The 20,808-nt window shown below is 63.4% G+C and carries 19 protein-coding genes; 10 read left to right on the top strand and 9 right to left on the bottom strand.

Translation table 11 applies throughout. The annotated features are described in order from the left end of the window. Nucleotides 1-35 precede the first annotated feature (35 nt). The 7 genes from ACSYDV_RS11085 to ACSYDV_RS11055 form a co-directional block, all read right to left on the bottom strand. Nucleotides 36-1,028 (bottom strand): FecR family protein, encoded by a 993-nt coding sequence (locus ACSYDV_RS11085; protein ID WP_438323873.1) that lies wholly within the window; start codon nt 1,026-1,028, stop codon nt 36-38. Next, complete coding sequence (locus ACSYDV_RS11080; protein WP_438323872.1) at nt 1,015-1,578, bottom strand: RNA polymerase sigma factor; 564 nt, start codon at nt 1,576-1,578, stop codon at nt 1,015-1,017. The genes ACSYDV_RS11085 and ACSYDV_RS11080 overlap by 14 nt, the downstream gene beginning before the upstream one ends. A gap of 267 nt (nt 1,579-1,845) precedes the next feature. Further along, nucleotides 1,846-2,760 carry an NAD(P)H-dependent flavin oxidoreductase gene (locus tag ACSYDV_RS11075; protein WP_438323871.1) on the bottom strand — a complete coding sequence of 305 codons (915 nt, stop codon included), beginning with the start codon at nt 2,758-2,760 and terminating at the stop codon, nt 1,846-1,848. Then, nucleotides 2,757-3,911 carry a thiolase family protein gene (locus ACSYDV_RS11070; RefSeq protein ID WP_438323870.1) on the bottom strand — a complete coding sequence of 385 codons (1,155 nt, stop codon included), beginning with the start codon at nt 3,909-3,911 and terminating at the stop codon, nt 2,757-2,759. The genes ACSYDV_RS11075 and ACSYDV_RS11070 overlap by 4 nt, the downstream gene beginning before the upstream one ends. Then, on the bottom strand, nt 3,908-4,966 hold the full coding sequence (locus tag ACSYDV_RS11065) for an NAD(P)H-dependent amine dehydrogenase family protein (protein WP_438323869.1): 1,059 nt from the start codon (nt 4,964-4,966) through the stop codon (nt 3,908-3,910). Before ACSYDV_RS11065 ends, ACSYDV_RS11070 begins: the two co-directional genes overlap by 4 nt. Next, nucleotides 4,966-6,447 (bottom strand): carotenoid oxygenase family protein, encoded by a 1,482-nt coding sequence (locus ACSYDV_RS11060; RefSeq protein WP_438323868.1) that lies wholly within the window; start codon nt 6,445-6,447, stop codon nt 4,966-4,968. The genes ACSYDV_RS11065 and ACSYDV_RS11060 overlap by 1 nt, the downstream gene beginning before the upstream one ends. 35 nt (nt 6,448-6,482) lie before the next feature. Then, a complete protein-coding gene (locus ACSYDV_RS11055) occupies nt 6,483-8,681 on the bottom strand; it encodes a TonB-dependent receptor (protein WP_438323867.1) in 2,199 nt (732 codons plus the stop codon). A 215-nt stretch (nt 8,682-8,896) separates the two neighbouring features. Here ACSYDV_RS11055 and ACSYDV_RS11050 point away from each other — a divergent pair, with 215 nt between their 5' ends. Genes ACSYDV_RS11050 through ACSYDV_RS11005 form a run of 10 tightly spaced genes read left to right on the top strand, consistent with a single transcriptional unit; the run spans nt 8,897 to nt 18,484 of the window. Then, nucleotides 8,897-9,307 carry a limonene-1,2-epoxide hydrolase family protein gene (locus ACSYDV_RS11050; RefSeq protein WP_438323866.1) on the top strand — a complete coding sequence of 137 codons (411 nt, stop codon included), beginning with the start codon at nt 8,897-8,899 and terminating at the stop codon, nt 9,305-9,307. Nucleotides 9,308-9,318: 11 nt separating this feature from the next. After that, a complete protein-coding gene (locus tag ACSYDV_RS11045) occupies nt 9,319-10,695 on the top strand; it encodes an MFS transporter (protein ID WP_438323865.1) in 1,377 nt (458 codons plus the stop codon). After that, nucleotides 10,692-11,912, top strand: a complete 1,221-nt coding sequence (locus tag ACSYDV_RS11040; RefSeq protein ID WP_438323864.1) for an acetyl-CoA acetyltransferase — start codon at nt 10,692-10,694, stop codon at nt 11,910-11,912. Before ACSYDV_RS11045 ends, ACSYDV_RS11040 begins: the two co-directional genes overlap by 4 nt. Before the next feature lie 35 nt (nt 11,913-11,947). Continuing rightward, nucleotides 11,948-12,424 carry a nuclear transport factor 2 family protein gene (locus ACSYDV_RS11035; protein ID WP_438323863.1) on the top strand — a complete coding sequence of 159 codons (477 nt, stop codon included), beginning with the start codon at nt 11,948-11,950 and terminating at the stop codon, nt 12,422-12,424. Between the two features lie 2 nt (nt 12,425-12,426). Continuing rightward, on the top strand, nt 12,427-14,238 hold the full coding sequence (locus ACSYDV_RS11030; RefSeq protein WP_438323862.1) for an AMP-binding protein: 1,812 nt from the start codon (nt 12,427-12,429) through the stop codon (nt 14,236-14,238). Further along, nucleotides 14,235-14,765 (top strand): nuclear transport factor 2 family protein, encoded by a 531-nt coding sequence (locus ACSYDV_RS11025; RefSeq protein ID WP_438323861.1) that lies wholly within the window; start codon nt 14,235-14,237, stop codon nt 14,763-14,765. The genes ACSYDV_RS11030 and ACSYDV_RS11025 overlap by 4 nt, the downstream gene beginning before the upstream one ends. After that, nucleotides 14,765-15,529, top strand: a complete 765-nt coding sequence (locus ACSYDV_RS11020) for an SDR family oxidoreductase (RefSeq protein ID WP_438323860.1) — start codon at nt 14,765-14,767, stop codon at nt 15,527-15,529. The genes ACSYDV_RS11025 and ACSYDV_RS11020 overlap by 1 nt, the downstream gene beginning before the upstream one ends. A gap of 24 nt (nt 15,530-15,553) precedes the next feature. Then, nucleotides 15,554-16,354: a DUF1295 domain-containing protein gene (locus ACSYDV_RS11015; protein ID WP_438323859.1), complete on the top strand. Its 801-nt coding sequence runs from the start codon at nt 15,554-15,556 to the stop codon at nt 16,352-16,354. A 16-nt stretch (nt 16,355-16,370) separates the two neighbouring features. After that, complete coding sequence (locus tag ACSYDV_RS11010; protein WP_438323858.1) at nt 16,371-18,074, top strand: class I adenylate-forming enzyme family protein; 1,704 nt, start codon at nt 16,371-16,373, stop codon at nt 18,072-18,074. Further along, nucleotides 18,071-18,484, top strand: a complete 414-nt coding sequence (locus tag ACSYDV_RS11005; protein ID WP_438323857.1) for a nuclear transport factor 2 family protein — start codon at nt 18,071-18,073, stop codon at nt 18,482-18,484. Before ACSYDV_RS11010 ends, ACSYDV_RS11005 begins: the two co-directional genes overlap by 4 nt. Here the strand turns inward: ACSYDV_RS11005 and ACSYDV_RS11000 are convergent. Continuing rightward, the gene (locus ACSYDV_RS11000; RefSeq protein ID WP_438323856.1) at nt 18,460-19,410 is read right to left on the bottom strand and encodes a winged helix-turn-helix transcriptional regulator; all 951 of its coding nucleotides are present in this window, start codon (nt 19,408-19,410) and stop codon (nt 18,460-18,462) included. The genes ACSYDV_RS11005 and ACSYDV_RS11000 overlap by 25 nt on opposite strands. Nucleotides 19,411-19,542: 132 nt before the next feature. Beyond that, nucleotides 19,543-20,676, bottom strand: coding sequence for a helix-turn-helix transcriptional regulator (locus tag ACSYDV_RS10995; protein WP_438323855.1), 1,134 nt, complete (start codon nt 20,674-20,676; stop codon nt 19,543-19,545). Nucleotides 20,677-20,808 lie beyond the last annotated feature (132 nt).

The following is a 20,808-nucleotide window of genomic DNA, read 5'->3' as shown; positions in this document are numbered from 1 at the left end:
AATTCCGAATACCCTGTACCCTCGCCGAAAAAAAATCAGCGCGAGACGATGATCTCGTCTCCCTGTTGCCGGACACGCAGATCGTAAGACTCGCGAAGGAGCGCCGCGAAGGCTGCGGCGTCGGACGAGGCGAAGGCACCCCCGACGCGCATCTCGGCCACCTCGGGATCGGCGATGTGCAGCTTCAGCCGGTTGTAGCGGTTGAACTCCGCCGCGACCGTGCCAAGATTCGCATCGCGGAAAATCAGCCGGCCGGACCGCCAGGCCATCTCATCCTCGAGCGTCTCGACACCGCGCGACATCTTCGTCAGCGTCCCGGCAATGACGTTGACCTGATCCCCCGGGAGGGCCCGCACCTTCTCGCCGTCCTCGGCAGCGACATCCACCGCCCCCTCGATGACACGCACCGTAACGCCATCGTCACGCCGCACGACCGAGAAGCGCGTCCCGACCACGGCGATGCGCGGGCCACCCGCCTCGATCACAAAGGGAAGTGCCTTGTCGGCCGCGACGTCGAAATAGGCCTCGCCGCGATCGAGCCACACATGGCGGCGCATCATGTTGACCGATACGCGAATCCTGCTGTCGGTGTTGAGTTCGATGCGCGATCCGTCGCCAAGCGGTTCGACCATACGGCCACCCAGCGCAGTTTCGAACGGCTCGCCCCAGACTTGCAGCAGTGCGGCATGGCCGACGAAGGCCAGGAGAAGGGCCGCAGCAAGCGCCGCGAAGCGGGTGCGGATCGCGGTCGCCTTCCAGCGCGCGTAAAGGCCCGGCCCCGGATCGCGATCCATATCTTCGGCCGCCTCTTGCCCGGCCAGGCTGTCAGGATCGATCCCCGCGAGCCGTCCGGCAGCATCCCATGCGGCGTTTAGCCGGAGCCAGGCCAACCGGTTCCTGACATCCTCTGCAATCCACGCATCGAGCGCCAGCTCCTCATCCCGGTTCAACCCGGCGTCGCGCCGGACGAGCCAGGCCGAAGCGGCCTCTTCAATCGCGCGCGCGCTCTGCGGTTCAGGCAGCGTCATCGTCTACTGCCTTTCTGTCGGTTGAAACTGAAGCCGCCGTCCCGAACAGACGGTCAGCCAGCAGGCGCACGCCCTTCCGCAGATGCTGCTCGACGGTATTCTCCGCAATGCCCATTTTTTTCGCGACCTGCTTCTGCGGGATATCCTCCATCCGGCGCATGACGAGGGCTTCCCGGCACCGGACCGGAAGCGTCTCGATCGCCGCATGCACCCGGCCAAGCTCGAGCCGGGCATGAACCTCCCGGTCGGGAGCGGGCATGAAATCGTCGATGACCACCGCCTCGATGTCGGCCACATATTCGATCCCGACCACGCGCTGGCGGCGCGCCCTGTCGATGAGCATATTGCGCGCCACAGTGAGGACGAAGGCTTGCAGATTGAGCGGCTTGGCCCCTCCCCGCGCGGCTTCGTAGAGGCGGGCATAGACTTCTTGCCTCAGATCCACCAGCTCGTCGCCGCGCTGCATCTTGCGCGCAAGAAAACGGGTGAGCGCTCCCTCCAAGGGGAGAACCTCGTCGACAAACCATCGATCTGTATCGCCGTTTTTCATCCGTTTCCGTGCTGCATGCCGAGCGCCGAGGGAGTCGCCCGATTACCCAGACGAACGAGCGGGCAAAATCCGGTAGCGGCTTGCCGCAAAAACAGCAATCTGACGGAATTACATATAGAATGGGGTGCGCCCGGCCGACGGCAAAACAACGCAAATGGCAAAATGCCAAGCGATGACAGCCGATGAGTTACGCCCTGTTCCGGCTCGCAAGATGGCCCTCTTCGTGCTGAAATAACCGAACGAAGATTTCATTTCCGAACGCGGCCGTCACGCCCCGACGAGAAGCCGTCGCCTTGCCGCATCGAAATCGCGGTCCAGAGCCGCCACGATATCGGCCAGCCGCTCGCTCGCCTTCACCGCCCCCACCGCTTGCCCGGCCGACCAGATATCCCGCCAGCGACGATGCGCGTCGGCCACGGCGCCATAGTCGCGCTGCGGCGTCGCCTGCCCCTGATCGAGCAGGCCCGCCTGCCCCAGACTGCCGCGCAGCCACGATGCGAGCGTGCCGGTGACACGGTCGCTCAGGACGATATCGTCGATCGTCGCCGCGATGACGGCCTGTTTGTAATCGTCGCCAGCCATGCTTTCCCGGCAACTGATAAAGCGCGTCCCCATGCAGGCCATGTCGGCGCCCGCTGCAATCGCGGCGGCGACCCCCGCGCCGTCGGATATGCCCCCGCCAATCGTCAGCGGACCGCGGTGAAAATCGCGAATGGCGGACAGAAAGGAAAAGGGCGACAAATGACCCGTGTGGCCGCCCGCTCCCGTTGCCAGACAGGCCAGCCCGGTGGCGCCCGCCGCCAGTGCCTTTTTGGCGAGGCCGACCGTCGGCACGTCGGCCAGCACGATGCCGCCATAGGCCTGGGCGGTTGCAACAACCGGAGCGGGGCTGCCGAGCGCCGTCAGGATGACCGACGGGCGGTATTTGGCGATCAGCAAGAGTTCGTCGTCAAGGCGCGCATTCGTCGAGTGCGTGATCATGTTGAGCGCCCACGGCCGGCCTTCGACACGCGCCGAAATCTGCTCCATCCAGCTGTCGAGATCGGACACGGTCCGGCAATTCGGTGCGGGAAAGGCACCGAGAACGCCGGACAATGCCGCCTCGACCACCATCTCGACCCCGGAAATCAGAAACATCGGAGCGACGAGAACGGGAACGCGCAGTCCGGGCACCACGGTCATGCGGCGATCCTTTCGACGACCATCGCCGCGCCGATTCCGGCGGCGCCGGTGACGACGACCAATCCATAGCGTCCGTCCCGCGCATCGAGACAGTCGAGCAAGGTCGACAGAAGGATCGCGCCCGTCGCGCCCATCGGATGGCCCTTTGCCAAATGCCCGCCCGCCATATTCACCCGCGCCGGGTCGACGGCATAATCGCGCATGAATTTGGCTATGACCACGGCGAACGCTTCCATAAATTCGATCGCGTCCATCTGATTCAGTGTCAGGCCCGCGCGATCCAGCGCCTGCTCCATCGCCGCAAAGCCGGCGAGGACGGAATCGTCGACCGATCCGCCCGCCTGAGCATAGGACAGAATGCGCGCCCGCGCGCCCTGCGGGCTCGAGGACAGCATCGCCAATCCGGCGCCATCGCACATCGGTGGCGCATGAGCGATGCTATGCTGCAGATCAAACGGTTCATCCCCTAACGCTTCGGCATAGGCGCTGCGAAGCGGCTCGAACGCCGGAGGCAGGGCTTGCAGCCGACCGAGGTCCAGATCGGGGCGAATGCATTCGTCCCGCGACAGGCCGCCCGCATCGATCCGCGAGCGGATCAATCGTGGGTCCTCCTCTGCGGCCGCGCTCGCCGCCTGTGACCGCAGGGCCACCTCGTCCAACGCCGCCCGGCCGATCGTCTGCCGGGTAGCCAGACGGTCGGCCGCGAGGGCGACCGGAATATAACGTGCCGGAGGAGCAAAGCTGGTGTCGGTGTAATAGGTTGCATCGTCGGCCATGAAGGGAACGCGCGACATCATTTCCACGCCGCCCGCGAGGGCACCCGTCAGGGCGCCGGTTTCAATCATTGCCGCGGCCTGCCCCACGGCGATCAGGCCCGACGCGCAATAGGCGTTGAGGCTTTGCGCGGCGACCTTGTCGGGCAGCCCGGCCGCCAGTTTGGCAACCTGGGCAATATTACCGCCCTGAGCGCCGGTCTGTCCGACGCACCCCAGCAAAAGCGCCCCGCTTTCGCCGGGGTTTGCGGCGCGCTCCGCCAGCGCGCCGACAAGCGCCGCGACGAGCCCGTGCGGCGTTTCTGCCGCCAACCCGCCGTCGGGCCGCGCCTTGCCGCGCGCGGTTCGTAAGGCTTCCCGGATAAAGACCGGCATCATTCCGCCTCCTTCAGTCTCGCGCGCCATGACGGCGGATGCGGGTAGGCGAAAAAGCCCGGATCAGCGGCCACGACATGCGGGATAGCCGACAGCGCCACGCTGACCGTCGCATCGGTCAGCGCGCGTGCGCGCGGCATCGCGGGGTCGGCCTCATCGATCGACAGTGTCATGTGGATGTTGGGACGCCCTTCCACGCGGATCGTCCAATGCCCCGGCCCCACTTCGGGGTGCAGCAAAGGGTCGGACGTCCACAATATGGCCAGTTCGATCGCCCGGCCGCCGGCGAGCTGCGCGATCCAGCACCACCGGGTTGCCGCGACGGTCCCTTGCGGAATGACGCCTGCCGCAACGGTGATGTCATGCGGCGCGAGGGTCAGTTGGTGCGCGGATTCGATACCAACGATGCGGTCCCCCAATCCCTGGGCCGCCAGATGCAGGGTTTCGGAAAAAAGCTGAGTGTAGAGCTCCGCCAGCGGGCCTTTCCGGATATCGACCTTCGCCGGATCGCTGCCGAACCCCATCAGCCCAAAGACAAACCCCGGCGCAGCCATGCCCGAGGCATCGACCGTTTCGTGGACGATAACCCGATCCACAGTCTGGCACAGCCCCGTCGCCGCCAGCGCGATGCGTTCGACGATGGTTCCGGGATTGACGCCCAACCCCGCCAGCGTGGCATTGCCTGCGGCACAGGCAGCGCGCAACGGATCGGCGTAAGCCGCCTCATGCGCCCAGGGCGCATGGAAACCCGCGATCGAAATCAGATTCTTGCCCGACGCCAGCAGCCGCTCGACGTCGCCATTCATCTTTTCATACGGAAGGGTGATGCGCGGCATGTGGAGGACCACATCGGCGTCGAGCGCCAATATCTGTTCGATATCACTGGTGGCAAGCACCCCGGTTTCCGGGCGCCCGACCAGTGTCCCCGCGTCGACGCCAGCCTTGTCCGCCGAATAGACGTAACAGCCGGCAAGTTCGAGGTCGGGATGGTCGATAATGCGCCGCAATGATGTGCGGCCCATCGCACCGGTGGCCCACTGCACCACGCGATACGGCATTATGCGCGACTTTCCCGCCCGGAATCGACGAAGCCGCGATCCGCCCAGACCGCGTGGGTTCCGCTGCTGATCTTATGCGGCAGCGCAATCCGGCACACCGGCCCGGCGCTCAAATTCCGGGCATCGATCAGAATGCATTCCGACGTGCCGCGATTTTCATCGATGATGAAGCTGACCAGATAGCCGTCATCCTCGTCCACGCTGCCGATGCGCGGTGCGAAAGGTGCTTCGCTGGCATAGCGGCCTTCTTCCAGCATCAGTTCCTGCACCTCGCCCGTGTGAAGATCATGCTTCACAAAGCCGTTGAACAGGAACCACCCCGGCTTGGTCGTGGTCGAATAGACATAACGATAGGGCTTTCCGGCAAAGCGGGCATTCATCATCCCGAATTCGACCGTGCCGTCGTACAGGCGCTCTTCGCGCGTCGATCCGTCTTTCAGATTGAAGCGCCAGCGATGCAGCCGCGAGCGAAAGCTGTGCTCGTCGAGATACGCCATCATATGTTCAAAACCGCCGGGCGCATCCGCCAAGGGTGACGGCGTCGGATCCTCTTGAAAATAGCCGTCGAGAACCAGCTCATCGCCGTCTTCATAGGCGTTGATGAAGTGAAGCGCGTAACAGGGCGCCGCTTCGAACCAGCGAATGTCTTCCGCATTGCCGTGACGCGGCAGAACCGCAAAGCGCGACGGCAGATGCTTGTGGAAGCGCACGGCATGAATATTCCGCTCCAGCAAGCTTTCGTCCCAGAATGCGGGCAGATCGTTGAGGATGGAATAGTTGTCGGTGAACGCCATATCATGCGGCAACCGGGGCCCCGGCAGCTCGATCGGAACATAGGATTTCAGACGTCCGTCGGCGCCGACGACGCCGTAATGCATATAGGGTGGATGCTTCGAATAGTTGAAGAACAGCAATTCTCCAGTCGTCTCGTCCACTTTGCAATGCGCCGAAACGCCATCGATCGGCGCCCAGGGGGCGACGCCCAGATCATCGAGCGTGTCGGGATCGACCTGATAGGCTTCGCCGCATTGATAAAAGGTCGCCAGAATCTTGCCGGCGTGAACGACCACGTCGGTCGACGCGCTGTCCTTCAACGCCCCATGCGCCCCGAACCCCGGCCTTTTTGCCGTTTCCACCGGGTCGGCCAACCCGCCCCACAGCGACTCCCCCGCCTCTTGCTCGGCGGCGAAACACCGGGTGCGGACGAAGCGATTTCCATAGCGGGCACGACCGTTTGAAAATTCGATCCGGTGGATCATGGCGTCACCATCGAATGGATGATGACGCCCCAGCGGCTGATGGATCTGGTTTTCGGTATTGCGGACATAAATGCCCGCAATATCGGTCGGAATCTGGCCTTCGATCACCTCCAGATCGTCCACATCAACCTCTTCATGAAGCGGCGTCCACGCTCCGTTGAGATACGGATGATTGCTGGGCTTCAGACTGGTAACGATCGGGGGGTGTCGCGTGATTTTCATAACTACCTTCATTGTTGACCGGCGATGCGGCCCGATCAGAATTTCCCGGAGAGCCGGATGCCATAGGTACGCGGGGCACCATAAAGCGACGCCTCATCGCCCAGGAACGGAATGACGCTGACGCGGTACAATTTGTTGGTCAGATTCTTGCCCCACAGCGAGATGCTCCAGCCATCGTCGGTCGCGCCGATGCCGAGGCGTGCGTTAAGCTGGCCATAGCCCGGCTCGCGGTTGGCGTTGTCCGGGCCATAGAAAATGCTGTCCTGATACACATAGTCGACATGCGCCTTCAGCGTCAGCTTGGCGCTGACCGGGGTTTCATAATCCGCAGCGACCGAGAATTGATAATCGGCGGCGCGCGGCAATTTGTTGCCGGTGAAATCCAGCCCGCGGCCAACATCGACATAATCCAGATATTTGGCATCGATCACCGATCCCGAGCCGGACAGCGTCAGACCGTCGGTGACCGCCAGCGTCACCTCGCCCTCGAGCCCCCGGATCTTGGCATTGGCGGCGTTGGCGACCACCGTCGTCAGCAGGACGTCGTCCAGCTGTTCGACCTGAAGATCCTTGAAATCGAGCTGGAAGGCCGCGAGGTTCAGACGAACGCGGCGGTCGAACAAATCGCTCTTGAAGCCGATTTCATAGCTCCAAGCGGTTTCCGGATTGAAGGCCCGGATTGCCGTCTCCAGATCCGGCGCCGCAGATTGCCAGCCACCGCCCTTGAAACCGCGTGCCGCCGATGCGTACAGCAGAATATTCTGGTTGATCTTATACTCGATGGCGATGCGGGGCGTGAACTCGCGCCAGGTCTTTTCGACGTCCAGCGTGTAAGGCGCCCGAAGCGGCGCGGGTGACAGAAGGTCGCCGGGCTGTCCCAGGCTCAGGACGCGCGCGCCCCCGACCATGCTCTTCTTGTCGATCGTGTAACGCGCGCCTGCAGACACGGTGAGCTGCGAGGTGATGTCGAACGAAAGCTCGCCAAATGCGGCGTAGTTTTTGGAAATGCCGACCTGTTCGAAGATATTGTCGCCGTCCAGGCTGTCGCGCGTGCCGCCCGGACCGCCCGGCAGGAAACTCGTCGCGGTGTTGCGCGAACTGCGATCCGTCTTTTCCCGCAGATAATAGACGCCGGTGATCCAGTTCACGGGACCGCTACCGTCGGAGGCAAGCCGCAATTCCTGCGTCAGGCCGCGATAATTCTCTCGCTGCGTCAGCACCGAGTCCGTGATCGACGGCGGCGAACCGGCGCCCGCCTGACTATAACGCTGCGCCGACTTGCCGATACGCAGCGCCGAAAGATAGGTCAGCGTCCCGAATCCCATATCATAATCGATCCGCCCGCTGATGCCGCCCGTGTTGCGCCGGCTATATTGATCATAGGGGGTTTCGGTCGTGCGCGGGTCCGACGAAATCTGCCCCGTCGTGATGGGACCGATTCCCGGCCGTGTCGGATCGTCCACCGCGTGCCGGGCCTGACCGCCACTGCGGTCGCGGCTGATATCGGCCACGATGCTGATTTTGAGCGCATCGGTCGGCTCCGCCAGCAGCGAAACGCGTCCCCCGGCACTCTTCATGTCGTCCAGTTCCTGGCCGGTCACGATGTTGCGGCTGAAGCCCGAGTGGCGATTCACATAACCGGACGCCCGGATGGCAATTTTCTCGGATACCGGGCCGGTCACATAGGCTTCCGATTGCACCGTATCATGGTTGCCGATGGCCAGATAACCGCCCGCACCGGGCGTGAACTGCGGCGCCGCCGTAACAAGGCTCACCGCGCCGCCGACGACATTCTTGCCGAAAATCGTACCCTGCGGTCCGCGCAGAACCTCGACGCGTTCCAGATCGAAGATCGGCGGCGTCGCGGTGCCGCGCCGTCCGATATACACTTCGTTGAGGAACAGGCCGATCGACGGATCGGCGGTCGCGCTGTTCAGGCGAAGCGTGCCGACGCCGCGGATAAACGCTTCCTGTTCCAGCGAGCTTTGCTGCTGGAAAGTAAAGCCCGGCGTGCGACCGGCAAATTCCGACAGGCTGGAAATCTGGGCATCGCGAATCGCATCGCCCGAATAGGCGGTAATGGCGATCGGCACATTCTGAAGGCTTTCTTCGCGCTTGCGCGCGGTCACGACGATGTCGTCGACCTGCGGCCCGGAAGCATCGGTCGCGGCGGGCGCCTGCCCCCCGGAAGCCTGCGCCAAGGCCGGATTCGCCGTGGCGATAGCGGCTGCCATGGCCACGCCTGAAAAAAGCTGAATCGCATAAAATTTCCGTGCCGTCGTCGTCATCTTATCCCTCCCATTCGCCTCCGGCTTCGAGGCCGGACCGCATCAAGTCTTGTTATGCAAGTAGATTTCATGGGAGACACTTGCTTGTCAAGACTTACTTGTTGACACGCATGGCGGCGCGCGTCAGACTTGCTTGCATAAACAGACTATGGGAGATGATTATGTCCGTATCAGATGACACAAAAATCGCCGTTGGCCGCGCGATGATCGACGCGTGGAACGACAAGGACTGGGATCTGGCAGCGTCGATGCTGACCGATGATTCGGTCCTGCATTCGATGATGATCGACCCGATCGTCGGACGCGAGGCGATTCATCAGCGTATCTCGGGCATCGGCGCGCTGGCAGACAGCATCGACCTGAAACTGCTCAACATCGGCGTGATCAACGGCACGCTTTACATGGAGCGCATGGATACCTTCGTCTGCAAGGGAAAGCCGGGGGCGACGCCGGTATGCGGTGCGCTGGAATTCGAAGGCGACAAGATCAAGGTGTGGCGCGAATATTATGATCGCCACCATCTCCTCAGCGAGATGGGGCTGACCGAGGATTTCGGCGCGACCGCACAATAGGGCAAGTCGACATGGCAAGCGCCGCGCCGGCCCCTTCCCAAGCCGCCATATCGCAGGTCGAGACGCCCTGGCCGAATCCAACGCGCAGCTGGTTTGCGGTGGCGGTGCTGACGCTTGGCTATGTCGTTTCCTTTGTCGACCGGACGTTGCTCAGCTTGCTGATCGACCCGATCAAAGCGGACCTTGGCCTCAGCGATACGGAAATCGCCTTGTTGCAGGGTTTGGCATTCGGCCTTTTTTATACGGTGATGGGGCTGCCGATCGGCTGGCTCGTCGACCGGATTCCCCGCAAGCGCGTGATCGGCGCGGGCGTCACCTTCTGGTGCCTCGCCACCGCCGCTTGCGGCCTGTCGAGCAGTTTCTGGCAGCTCTTCATTGCCCGCATGGGTGTCGGGGCCGGCGAAGCGACGCTGTCGCCGGCCGCCATCTCGATGATCGGCGACAATTTCCCGCCGGAAAAGCGCGCCTTTCCGATCAGCGTCTATTCGATGGCGAGCTCGATCGGCGCGGGTCTCGCGCTGATGGTCGGCGGGACGGTGATCGGAAGCGTAGCCGCCAGTCCTGAAATCACGCTTCCCCTTATCGGTGCCGTGGCGCCCTGGCAGGCGACCTTCATCATCGTCGGGCTGGCCGGTCTGGTCGTCGTCGTCCTGCTCGCTTTTGTAACGGAACCGCAACGGCGCGAACTGGCAAGCGAGACCGACGCCACCTATGGCCTGCTCGCACATCTGCGCCGCCACCCGGCGTTCCATCTGCGGCATCTGGGCGGCATGGCGCTGTATTGCATCGTCATTTACGGTGTCCTGTCGTGGATGCCCGCCTATTTCATGCGCAGCTTCGGCTGGACCGCCACCGAAGTCGGCCTCCGCTATGGCTTTGTCGTCTTGCTGTGCGGCGGCTTTGGCCTGTCCGGTGCGGGCTGGCTGGCCTCGCGCCTCGCGCAGCGCGGGGTGGAAGCTGCCGCAGCCAAGGTCACGGGATGGTCGATCTGGCTGGTCACGCCCTTCATGATGGCCGCATGCCTCGCCCCTTCGGCCTGGATCGCGCTCGCCATTCTGGTTCCTGGCATGATCTTTTTCACCGCGTCCGGCGGCATCGCGGTCGCCGCGCTCTGCGAAGCAGCGCCCGGCAGCCTGCGCGGCCGCGTTGCCGCGCTCTATTTCTTCACCCTCGGGATCGTCGGCCTGACGATCGGGCCGGTCAGCGTTGCCCTGATTACCGAGCATATATTGGGTGATACGCAGCAATTGGGCCGCGCGATCGCGATCAACGTCGCGGTGCTGTGTCCGATTGCCGGCGCCCTCGTTCTGTCCGCGATCGCGCCGTTTCGGCGGGCGGCCGCATCGGCGAAAATGGCCTCACCTTCCGAAAAGGGTCCCCTATCATGACGTATATACTTGGCGGCTGGCAAAGCGACTTTGCAGAAAATTGGGCGCGGTCGGGGACCGAACTGGCCGACGGCTTTGCGCGGGCGCTCGCCGCGGGTCTGGAGGCGACGCAACTCGACGCCAGCGAAATCGAGGTCGGCCATGTTGGAAATTTCGTCGCCGACCTGTTCGCCGGCCAGGGTCTGCTTGGCGGTTTCTTCGCCCAGGTTCACCCGGATCTGGACGGCCTGCCCACCTCGCGTCACGAGGCGGCCTGCGCATCCGGATCGGTCGCGATCATGGCCGCAATGTCCGATATCGAAGCGGGCCGATACGATCTCGCCTGTGTGATGGGGCTGGAATTGATGCGAAATGTGCCCGGCCGCACGGCGGCGGAACATTTGGGCGCCGCGGCCTGGGCCGGACATGAATATGGCGATGCGACCTATGTCTGGCCGCGCGCCTTTTCCGATCTGACCGAGGAATATGACCGGCGCTATGGCATCGATCACCGGCATCTGGGCCGGATCGCCGAAATCAATTTCGCAAATGCACGCCGCAATCCCAATGCCCAGACGCGCGCGTGGCAATTCGGCGCCGACAGCTTCGGTCCCGACGATGAGGCAAATCCGGTGGTCGAAGGCCGTATTCGCAAAAGCGATTGCGGACAGGTGACCGATGGTGCGAGCGTGATATTTCTCGCCTCGCCCCGGCGCGCCGCCGACTATGCCGCAAAGCGCGGACTGTCATTGGACCAGCTATCGCGCATCAGCGGGTGGGGACATCGATCGGCGCCCATATCCTATGCCAGCAAGGTCGCGGCGTCGCGTGGCGGCGGCTATGTCTTTCCGCAAGTGCACCGCGCCGCCGAAGAAGCCCGCGCACGCGCCGGCATCGCGTTGGAGGCAGTGAGCGCCTTCGAGGTCCATGACTGCTTCACCACCACCGAATATATGGCGATCGAGCATCTGGGGCTGACGGCGCCCGGCGAGGCCTGGAAAGCCATCGAAGCGGGCGCCATCGAGATCGGGTCCAGGCACCCGATCAATCCATCGGGCGGCCTGATCGGGTGCGGCCATCCCGTCGGCGCCACGGGCATCCGCATGGCGCTCGACGGCCACAAGCAGGTGACGGGTTCGGCCGGAGACTATCAGGTGGAGGGCGCGACCGCCTTGCAGACCCTGAACATCGGCGGCTCCACGACAACCACCGTCAGCCTGATTATCCAACAGGGATGACGCCGCGCCGCACCATCATGATCGGCGGCGCCGCGATGCTGATCGCGGGCAGCATGCCAGCTTTTGCAAAGGAGAGAGACACGATGACGGATCATATTGCCACGCTGCGCCGCGTAATCGAAAGCTGGCATCGGGCGGACGTCGAGGGCGTCATGGCTTGCCTGCATCCCGACATCATCTGGAACAACTCCGGCGGCATTCGCGCGCCACTGCGCGGCGCCGACGCGATGCGTAAAACGCTGGAAGGGATGAAGGGCCGGATCACCAACAATCGCTGGCGGCTGTTCGACGTCGCGCAGGACGGCGACAAGGTGTGGATGGAAGGCGTGGACGAATTCGACACCGTCGACGGCGTTCGCGTGGCCATTCCCTATTGCGGGATCCTCGATTTCAAGGACGGGCTGATCCATCATTGGCGCGAATATTTCGACGGCCGTCTTCAGGAAAACCAGCTCTCAGGCCAGGGCGTCAGCGAACATGTCGAAGCCATGCTGGCGCGTCCGGCCGTCTGACGATGATCGACGCCCACCCCATCATCGATAAAAATCCGCCACCGTTTCGCGAGGCTCGGCTGATGCCGGTCGATCTGGCCGTGGAGCGGCTCGACGATGGGGTGGTCCTTCTGGAATCGCGCATAAAGCTGGAGGATTTCGACGCCAATCTGCCGGCCGCCTTCGCGCGTGCGGCCGCGCGGCAGCCCGACAAGATCGCCCTCGCCTGGCGCGTGCCGGGACAGGATGGGTGGCGCAGCATCTCCTATGCCGATCTGAAACAGCATATCGACGCGGCGGCGCAATGGCTGGTCGATCATGCGCCCGCGGGGCGGCCGCTGTTGCTGATCGCCGACAACAGTCTGGCATTTGCCGTGATGAGCTTTGCCGGATGGTCTGCCCGCTTGCCCGTCGTCCCCGTCAGCAGCGCCTATGCCGCGCTGGGCGGCGATTATGGGCGATTGGCGCATGTGATCCGCAAATCCTCGCCCGGCGTCATTGTCGCGGCCTCGGCCAGCCGGATGGCCAATGCGATCGCCACCCTCGACCTTGGCGATGCGCTGATCGTGACCGACGATCCCGCGCGGATCGAGCGCGCGGCGACCAGCCTTGACGCGCTGTATGCCAGCAAGGTGACGGGCGCGGTGCAGGCATCGCTCGACGCCATCCGGCGCGATGACATCGCGGCCTATATGTTGACATCGGGGTCGACCGGCCTGCCCAAGCTGGTCGAAATCAGCTTCGACAATCTGGGCGCAAACTCGACCCAGTGCCGCCAGATCGTCGGAGAAACCGCCGGGTGGCATGATGTCATGCTCGACTGGCTGCCGTGGCACCACGCGGCGGGCGCATCGGTGCTGCGGACGACGCTGACCGAAGGCGGAACCCTTTATATCGACGACGGCAAACCCGTTCCGGCGCTGTTTGGGGAATCGATCCGTAACCTGCGCGAAATCGGCGTCGGCTTCTACAACAATGTCCCGCTCGGTTATGGTTTGCTGGTCGAGGAATTGGAGAAAGACGCGCTGCTGCGCCGTACCTTTTTCTCGAAACTGCGGGTCATGCTCTATGGCGGAGCGGGGCTGAGCCAGCCGGTGTACGACCGGCTACAGGCCTGTGCCATTGCGGAGACCGGCCACCGCATCACCCTGACCTCCGGCTATGGGGCGACCGAGACCGTATCGGCATTCATGGCGATCCACTTTGAAACCGATCGCGTGGGCGTCGGTCTTCCCGCACCGGGCGCCACCGTCAAACTGGTGCCGCAGGGGGAGCGATATGAGGTGCGGGTCAAGGGACGGATGGTGACGCGCGGGTATCTGGACGAACCCGACAAGACCGCCGCCGCGTTCGACGACGAGGGATATTATCGCACCGGCGATCTCGCGGTCTTCAACGACCCGCACCGTCCCGAAGCGGGTCTGGCTTTCGCAGGCCGGCTGGCGGAGGAGTTCAAATTGTCGAGCGGCGCGTGGGTCTATGGCGGCGCGCTGCGCGATGCCTTGATCAAGGCGCTGTCGCCGCTGGTGACCGATGTCGTGCTCTGCGACGAAAACCGTCCCTATCTGGCGCTGCTTGTCTGGCCGTCAAAGGATGGAACGCGCGAAACCATCGCCGATGCGCTGGCGGCATTCAATGCCACGCAGCAGGGCGGCTCCTCGACCATTTGCCGCGCGCTGCTGCTGGACGAACCACCCAGCGCCAACGCGCATGAGATATCGGACAAGGGAACGATCAACCGCCGAGCGGTGATCGACCGGCGCGGCGATGCCGTGGCGCGTCTTTATGCCGAAAACCCCGACGCCAGCATCATCATATTGGGAGATACACATTGACCGGCCCCGCGATTCAGGCGCTGCTCGACAAGCAGGCCATCACCGACGTCATCAACCTGTATCTGCGCGGCGCCGACCGCGCCGATATCGACCTGATCGCCGACGCCTATCATCCCGATGCGATCGAAGATCATGGCGGCGTCTTCAAGGGACCGGCATCCGACTATGTCGCGTTGATGGCCAGGATGCTTCCCAAGGCGGGCATCATGAATCATCTCGCCACCAACATCGTCATCGAACTCGACGGCGACACCGCCAACGCCGAACATTATATTCTGGCGTTCGCGCGCATGCAAAAAAGCGGAGAGACGTTCGAGACGCTGACGCTGGCGCGCGCCATCGACCGTTTCGAACGGCGCGATGGAAACTGGAAGATTGCCCATCGCCAGCTGGCGTGGGAATGGAACCATGAGATGCCGCACAGCGAAAGCTGGGGTCGCGGCCTGATGTTCCCGCCCGGCACCGAGCTGGTGCGCGGTGCCAAGAAGCCCGACGACCTGCTCTATGCGGCACGGGGCGCAAACTGATGGCATTCGACGTGCAAGGCGCCACCGCGCTGGTGACCGGCGGCAATCGCGGTATCGGTGAAGCCTTTGTCCGCGCGTTCCTTTCGGCGGGCGCGGCGAAAGTCTATGTCGGAACCCGCGATCCCGCCAATGCGAAGCATCTGGCAGATGAAGGCGGCAATCGTGTCGCCATCCTGTCCCTCGATGTCGCCGACCCGGCGCAGATCGAACAGGCGGCGTCAGCGGCGCGCGACGTATCCGTGCTGGTGAACAATGCGGGCGCCTTCCTCAATCAGCGCCTGATCGAAAGCGCGACCATCGATGCCGCGCGGGCGGAGATGGAGGTCAATTATTTCGGCCTGCTCGGTATGTGCCGCGCCTTTGCACCGATATTGAAGGCGAACGGCGGCGGCGCGATCGTCAACGTCCTGTCTTCCGGAGGGTTGGTCGCCGTCCCTGCCATGGGCGGATACAGCCCGTCCAAATTTGCCGCACGCGCCGCCACGACCTCCATTCGCGCCGAACTCGCGAAACAGGGCACGTCGGTCAGCGCCCTGATCGTCGGATCGGTCGACACCCGCATGGCCGCCCATGTTGCGGGAGCGAAGGAACGGCCAGAGGACATCGCGCGCATCGGCCTGTCCGCCATCAAGCGCGGAGCCGACGAGATCGACACCGATCGCATGGCCATGGAAGTCCGCGCCGCGCAGGCGCGCGACCCGAAGGCGCAGGAACGCGCGCTGGCAAGAATGCTCGACATGGAAGAGATTTCGACCGGGCGTTGATCCGGCGACAGGAGAGGAAATAGAATGGAAGTGTTCCAGATACTGGCGATCAACGCCCTGACGGTTGTGGTCGCCTTCACCTTGTTATGGGCGATCTGCGCGTCGATCCGCGACGTCACCATGGTTGACGCCTGGTGGTCGCTGGGCATGGCGTTGATGGCGTTGGCGACCTTTCTGCAATTGGGCGGCGGCACCGACCGCCGCCTTCTTCTGCTGGGATTATGTTCGCTGTGGGCGATCCGGCTCGGCGGCTATCTTTTCTGGCGCTGGCGCGATCACGGTCCCGACCGCCGCTATGTACGGATGATGGAAAAGGCAAAGGAATCGCGCGGCTGGTCCTATGGCCGTGCGTCCTTCTGGCTGGTCTTCGCAACGCAGGCACCGTTGCAATTCATCGTCGCCCTGCCCGCGATGCTGGGTCAAATCCCGGCCGAACCGGTGGAGCTTGGCACGCTGGCCTATATCGGCGCCGCGCTGGCACTGTTCGGCATTCTCTTTGAATCCATCGCGGACTGGCAGCTCACCCGGTTCCGCAAGAACCCCGCCAATCAGGGCAAGGTGCTGTCGACCGGCCTTTGGCATTACACGCGGCATCCCAATTATTTCGGTGACGCCTGCCTGTGGTGGGGCCTGTTCCTGATCGGCGCGGAAACGTCCCTCGGCTGGCTGGCGTTGCCCGGCCCCCTGCTCCTGACCTGGACGCTGATGAAATGGTCGGGCGCCCCGACGCTGGAGTTTCGTATGCGCAAGACCAAACCGGACTATGTCGACTATATCGAGCGGACCTCCGGCTTTTTCCCCTGGCCGCCCAAGCGCGCGCGCTGAATCTACGGAGGACAGGATGCAACTGACACCGCAACACCGGATAGACGATTTCACCGCAAAGGGCTGGTGGGGCGATCTGACGCTCGACGATTGGCTGCAACGGGCAAGGCAGGCCGTGCCCGATCGCCTTGCGCTGGTCGACCCCGCCAACCGCCCCGATCTCGATGGCAAACACCCTCGCCGTCTGACGTGGCGCGAGCTGGGCAATGAAGTCGACCGGATGGCCGCCGCGCTGCTCGATTGCGGATTGGTGAAAGACGATGTCATCACCTACCAGTTGCCGAATATCTCCGACACAGTGATCCTGGCGCTGGCGGCCTCGCGCATCGGCCTGATCATCTCGCCGGTGGTCATGCCGTATCGACGGCATGAACTGGACCATGTCGTGCAGTCGGTCGATCCGCGCGCGATCGTGACCATCGCCGCATTCGCAGGTTTCGATCATGCGGATCTGGCGCAGCAGGTGACCGCTGGAAGCGCCTGCCAACTGTTGATCCTGGGCGGCAAGGCCCCCGAAGGCGCCGTCGATCTGGATGCCCGCATTGCCGCCGCCGATCCGTCCAAAGCTGCCGCCTATCGTAACGAAAACCCGACCGGACCCGGCGAGTTGTTCACCATATTCTGGACTTCGGGGACCGAGGCCCGGCCCAAAGGCGTTCCGCGTGACCAGAACCACTGGATCGTCAACGGGATCATGGTGTCGGAGGCGGCGGACATCCGCGAAGGCGAAGTGCTGCTCAATCCCTTCCCCCTCGTCAACATCGGTTCGTTCGGGCTGGTGACGCCCTGGTTGATGCAACAGGGAACGCTCGTCCTGCACCACCCGTTCGACCTGCAACTCTTCCTGCGTCAGATCGTCGAGGAACGGGTCAATTATACCATTGCGGCCCCGGCCATTCTGACGGCCCTGCTCAAAACGCCGGGCCTGCTCGACAGCATGGACCTGTCGTCGCTGCGGGCCATCGGGTCGGGCTCCGCCCCCCTGTCGCCGTTCATGATCGAAGGCTTTGCCAACGGCTATGGCATCGAGGTCTGCAACATCTATGGCTCCAACGAGGGCGCATCGCTGTTCAGCGACGCCCGATCGATGCCCGATCATGTCGATCGCGCACGTTATTTTCCGCGCATGGGCGTGGACGGGATCGATTGGCCGGGAAGCATCAGCGACCAGATGATCTCGACCCGTCTCGTCGATCTCGAGACGGAGGAAGACATTACGGAAAAGGGCAAGTCCGGCGAATTGCGCTTTCAGGGCGCGGCGACCTTTGGCGGCTATTGGAACAATCCGGAGGCGACGGCGAACGCGTTCGACGACCGGGGCTATTACCGCACCGGCGACCTGTTCGAGCTCGCCGGGGATGATCCGACACCGCGTTTTTATCGCTTCGTCGGACGGTGCAAGGAAATCATCGTTCGCGGCGGCGTCAATATCTCACCGGCGGAAATTGACGATATGCTGGCGGCGCACCCCGCGCTGAAAGAGGCCGCCGTGGTCGGCATTCCCGACGACAGGCTGGGCGAGCGCATGTGCGCCGCCGTCGTGCCTGCAGGCGATGAAACGGTCGACCTCGACGCCATCGCCGGCTGGCTCAGCGACCGGGGCCTCGCCCGGTTCAAACTGCCCGAACGCATGGTGATCGTCGACAGCCTGCCGCGCAATGCCATGAACAAGGTATCGCGGCGCGCCTTGCGGGATCAGGTTCTGGACATGATCGGTTGAGCCGGCACGAGATTTTCCTTGCGCTGGTCGAGGCGTGGAACGGCGGCGATGTCGATGCGGTCCTGTCGCTGATGACGGACACGGTCGTCTGGCACATCGCCGCAGCGGCGATTCCTCCCGTGTCGGGCAAAGCGGCGGTGCGGGCGGTGCTGGAAAAACTTCGGTCCGACATGGCAGAAACACGTTGGCGGATCTTGCGCCATGCGGAATCGGCGGACCTCCTGTTCGTCGAAGGCGTCGATGCCTATCGCCGCACCAATGGCGTGGAGGTTGCCATGCCCTATGCCGCGGTGGTCGAATTCGAAGGCAATCTGATCGCGTCCTGGCGCGACTATATCGACACACGGCGCATGGAAAGTCTGCGCGCTGGCGACGCTCCGCCGGATTATCTCTGCGCGCTGACCAACTGATCCTCGGTCAAGCGGGTCGACGTTACCGTCACCACCTCGTGGCAATGGTCGCATGTGATCATGGGGACGAGGCGATGTCCGCAACTGCTGTGCGTCAATATCTGCGGCGGTCCTTTGCCGCCATCCAACCAGCGATCGCCCCATGAAATCAGCTCGACGATCAGGGGGAACAGGTCGATCCCTTTCGCCGTCAGGCGATATTCAAAGCGTTCGGGCTTTTCCTGATAGAGCCGCCGGTCGAATATGCCCAGATCGACAAGGCGATTGAGCCGTTCCGAGAGGATGTTGGGGGCGACGCCCAACTCGCATTCAAACTCGCCGAATTTGCGGACGCCGGTGAAAGCCGATGCGATCACATGCGCCGTCCATCGGTCGCCCAGCACCTCCATCGCCCGTTCCAGCATCTGCCGGTCGGGATCGATGGCGTCGCGCAGCACGGTGGAGCGCCGCTGAACACGCGGCGGCTGCGGCGGCTCCAGCCCCGCCCCCGGCCCGTCGGCTACCTGGATCGTGCGCGCGGTCACAATCTCCCCGCACGCCTCGCACCGCAATTCCGGGGTGATGATATGGCCGCATTTGTGATGCAGCCGGTGCGCCGCCGTCTCGACATCCGGAAACCAGATTTTTTCCCAGCGGATGATCATCAGCGAGGCACCGAACAGATCGGTCCCCATCGCCGTCAACCGATATTCATAACGCGGCGGACGTCCCTGATATTGCTCGCGCTGAAGCACGCCTGCGTCCACCAGTCGCGAAAGCCGCCCGGTTAAAAGACTTCGCGCCATTCCGGTCTGGGATTGAAAGGTTTCAAAGCGCCGCCGTCCCCGGAAGGCGTGGAACAGGATCATCAGGGTCCAGCGATCCCCCAGAATGTCCAGAGCCCTGCGCGCGGAATTGGATGGAAGCTGATGACCGATCTTTTGCATGATCAGTGCCGGCCATCGCCATTCGGCGCGGTTCTATCAAGGGTGGCGGTCAACTCTTTGGCCATTGGAACCCGGTGCCTAACAGGCCGTCCGGATGAGAACAATCGGCAATCGGTACGCGGCATCATGGTTTCAGTCGGCAAGCCCGGCCTTTCGATCTCCGTCCGGAATCTGCGCCAGCAACTGGGAGAGGTCCGCCAGACGCGACACACCCGTCTTGGCAAGAATGGACCGGACCTGCGTGCGCAGCGTCGGCATGGAAACCGGACGCGACACGGTGATATCGCGCAAGGTCATTCCGGTTGCCATTTCCCCCGCCAGGCGCGCTTCGGCAGGGCTGAGATCGAACAGCCCGTGGAGAAGTTCGGGCATCGGGGCCGATTTGCGTTCCAGAAGCGAGACCACCATCAAAGCCTGTCCGCCGGCAAAGATGTCCTGCGCCAGCCCCCGCACCGGCAGCAGGTGGATAATCAGCGGCGGACGCGACCCGCAGGCCGAGGGGGGAACCGGGATCGACATTCCGCCGGGTTTTGCGTCCCCGCTCCCAATCTGTTCCAGACCAGCCCGAAACAGGGTGTTTCCGACCCTGTCGTTGACCGAGATGCGGCCGAACGCGACCGACGGCAGAATGTCATGCAAGGCATCGAGCAGCGAATTCGACCCGATCACGCGCCCTGCCGGGTCGATCACCGCCGCGGCCAGACCCAGACGCGAGAGGGTTTCGGCCATTGCGTTGGCGCGTTCCAGACCCAATCGCGCCGCAATGAGCGTCGCCCGGTTGAGATGCGGGCGCAGGCTGTCGAGGGAAGCGATGTCTTTCGCCGTATAACGGCCCTTGTCGCGCATGCGAGCAAGCACGAATGTGACGCGATCGCCGCTGGACAAGGGAATGACCGTCGCCAGGCGCTGCCCGAAACCGCGCGCCGCCAGCGGGGCCCATACCGCGTCGGCTTCGGCCTCTTCCTTGCTCAGAAAATCGTCGACGGAACGGAAAGCGCCCGGCCGGGTGTCGAGTGTCCAGCGAACGCTGGGGCTGTCGCGCCATGTGTCCGACTGGAGGAACGCTTCGAGCAGATCGCTGGTCATGTCGGTCGAAATGCCCCGCGGGCTGAACCGGTCGCTGAACACAAACAGCGAGTTCGAGTGCGATTTCGAAATGCGGTTCATCCGCTCCAGCGTGTCGGTCCACTTCTCGGGAATCAGCGCTGCTTCATAAATATGGCCGATCAGCTCTTCGGACACGGTGGCGCCAATCTCCTGCTTCATCGCTGAAGTTACGTGCAAAGCTGTAAAACGATCCGCCGCGATCATCCATAGTGATGATGCCGGCCGTCAGCGGCACCGTTAATTTTCCCGCTTCTGCAAACCCGCCGCGCGAATGCGGCGTCGAATTGGGAA

The sequence above is a fragment of the Sphingopyxis selenitireducens genome, from assembly GCF_051550705.1.
In the GTDB taxonomy this organism is placed as follows: domain Bacteria; phylum Pseudomonadota; class Alphaproteobacteria; order Sphingomonadales; family Sphingomonadaceae; genus Sphingopyxis.
Note: the sequence above shows the minus strand (reverse complement) of the source record. Positions and strands in the feature narration are given on the sequence as shown.

Bases quoted from the DNA above. Each gene is read 5' to 3' on its own strand.
- ACSYDV_RS11045 (WP_438323865.1), top strand. From the start codon at position 9,319: ATGGCAAGCGCCGCGCCGGCCCCTTCCCAAGCCGCCATATCGCAGGTC.
- ACSYDV_RS11080 (WP_438323872.1), bottom strand. From the start codon at position 1,578: ATGAAAAACGGCGATACAGATCGATGGTTTGTCGACGAGGTTCTCCCC.
- ACSYDV_RS11055 (WP_438323867.1), bottom strand. From the start codon at position 8,681: ATGGCAGCCGCTATCGCCACGGCGAATCCGGCCTTGGCGCAGGCTTCC.
- ACSYDV_RS11010 (WP_438323858.1), top strand. From the start codon at position 16,371: ATGCAACTGACACCGCAACACCGGATAGACGATTTCACCGCAAAGGGC.
- ACSYDV_RS10995 (WP_438323855.1), bottom strand. From the start codon at position 20,676: ATGAAGCAGGAGATTGGCGCCACCGTGTCCGAAGAGCTGATCGGCCAT.
- ACSYDV_RS11000 (WP_438323856.1), bottom strand. From the start codon at position 19,410: ATGCAAAAGATCGGTCATCAGCTTCCATCCAATTCCGCGCGCAGGGCT.
- ACSYDV_RS11060 (WP_438323868.1), bottom strand. From the start codon at position 6,447: ATGAAAATCACGCGACACCCCCCGATCGTTACCAGTCTGAAGCCCAGC.
- ACSYDV_RS11040 (WP_438323864.1), top strand. From the start codon at position 10,692: ATGACGTATATACTTGGCGGCTGGCAAAGCGACTTTGCAGAAAATTGG.
- ACSYDV_RS11085 (WP_438323873.1), bottom strand. From the start codon at position 1,028: ATGACGCTGCCTGAACCGCAGAGCGCGCGCGCGATTGAAGAGGCCGCT.
- ACSYDV_RS11015 (WP_438323859.1), top strand. From the start codon at position 15,554: ATGGAAGTGTTCCAGATACTGGCGATCAACGCCCTGACGGTTGTGGTC.
- ACSYDV_RS11030 (WP_438323862.1), top strand. From the start codon at position 12,427: ATGATCGACGCCCACCCCATCATCGATAAAAATCCGCCACCGTTTCGC.
- ACSYDV_RS11035 (WP_438323863.1), top strand. From the start codon at position 11,948: ATGCTGATCGCGGGCAGCATGCCAGCTTTTGCAAAGGAGAGAGACACG.
- ACSYDV_RS11050 (WP_438323866.1), top strand. From the start codon at position 8,897: ATGTCCGTATCAGATGACACAAAAATCGCCGTTGGCCGCGCGATGATC.
- ACSYDV_RS11065 (WP_438323869.1), bottom strand. From the start codon at position 4,966: ATGCCGTATCGCGTGGTGCAGTGGGCCACCGGTGCGATGGGCCGCACA.
- ACSYDV_RS11020 (WP_438323860.1), top strand. From the start codon at position 14,765: ATGGCATTCGACGTGCAAGGCGCCACCGCGCTGGTGACCGGCGGCAAT.
- ACSYDV_RS11075 (WP_438323871.1), bottom strand. From the start codon at position 2,760: ATGACCGTGGTGCCCGGACTGCGCGTTCCCGTTCTCGTCGCTCCGATG.
- ACSYDV_RS11070 (WP_438323870.1), bottom strand. From the start codon at position 3,911: ATGATGCCGGTCTTTATCCGGGAAGCCTTACGAACCGCGCGCGGCAAG.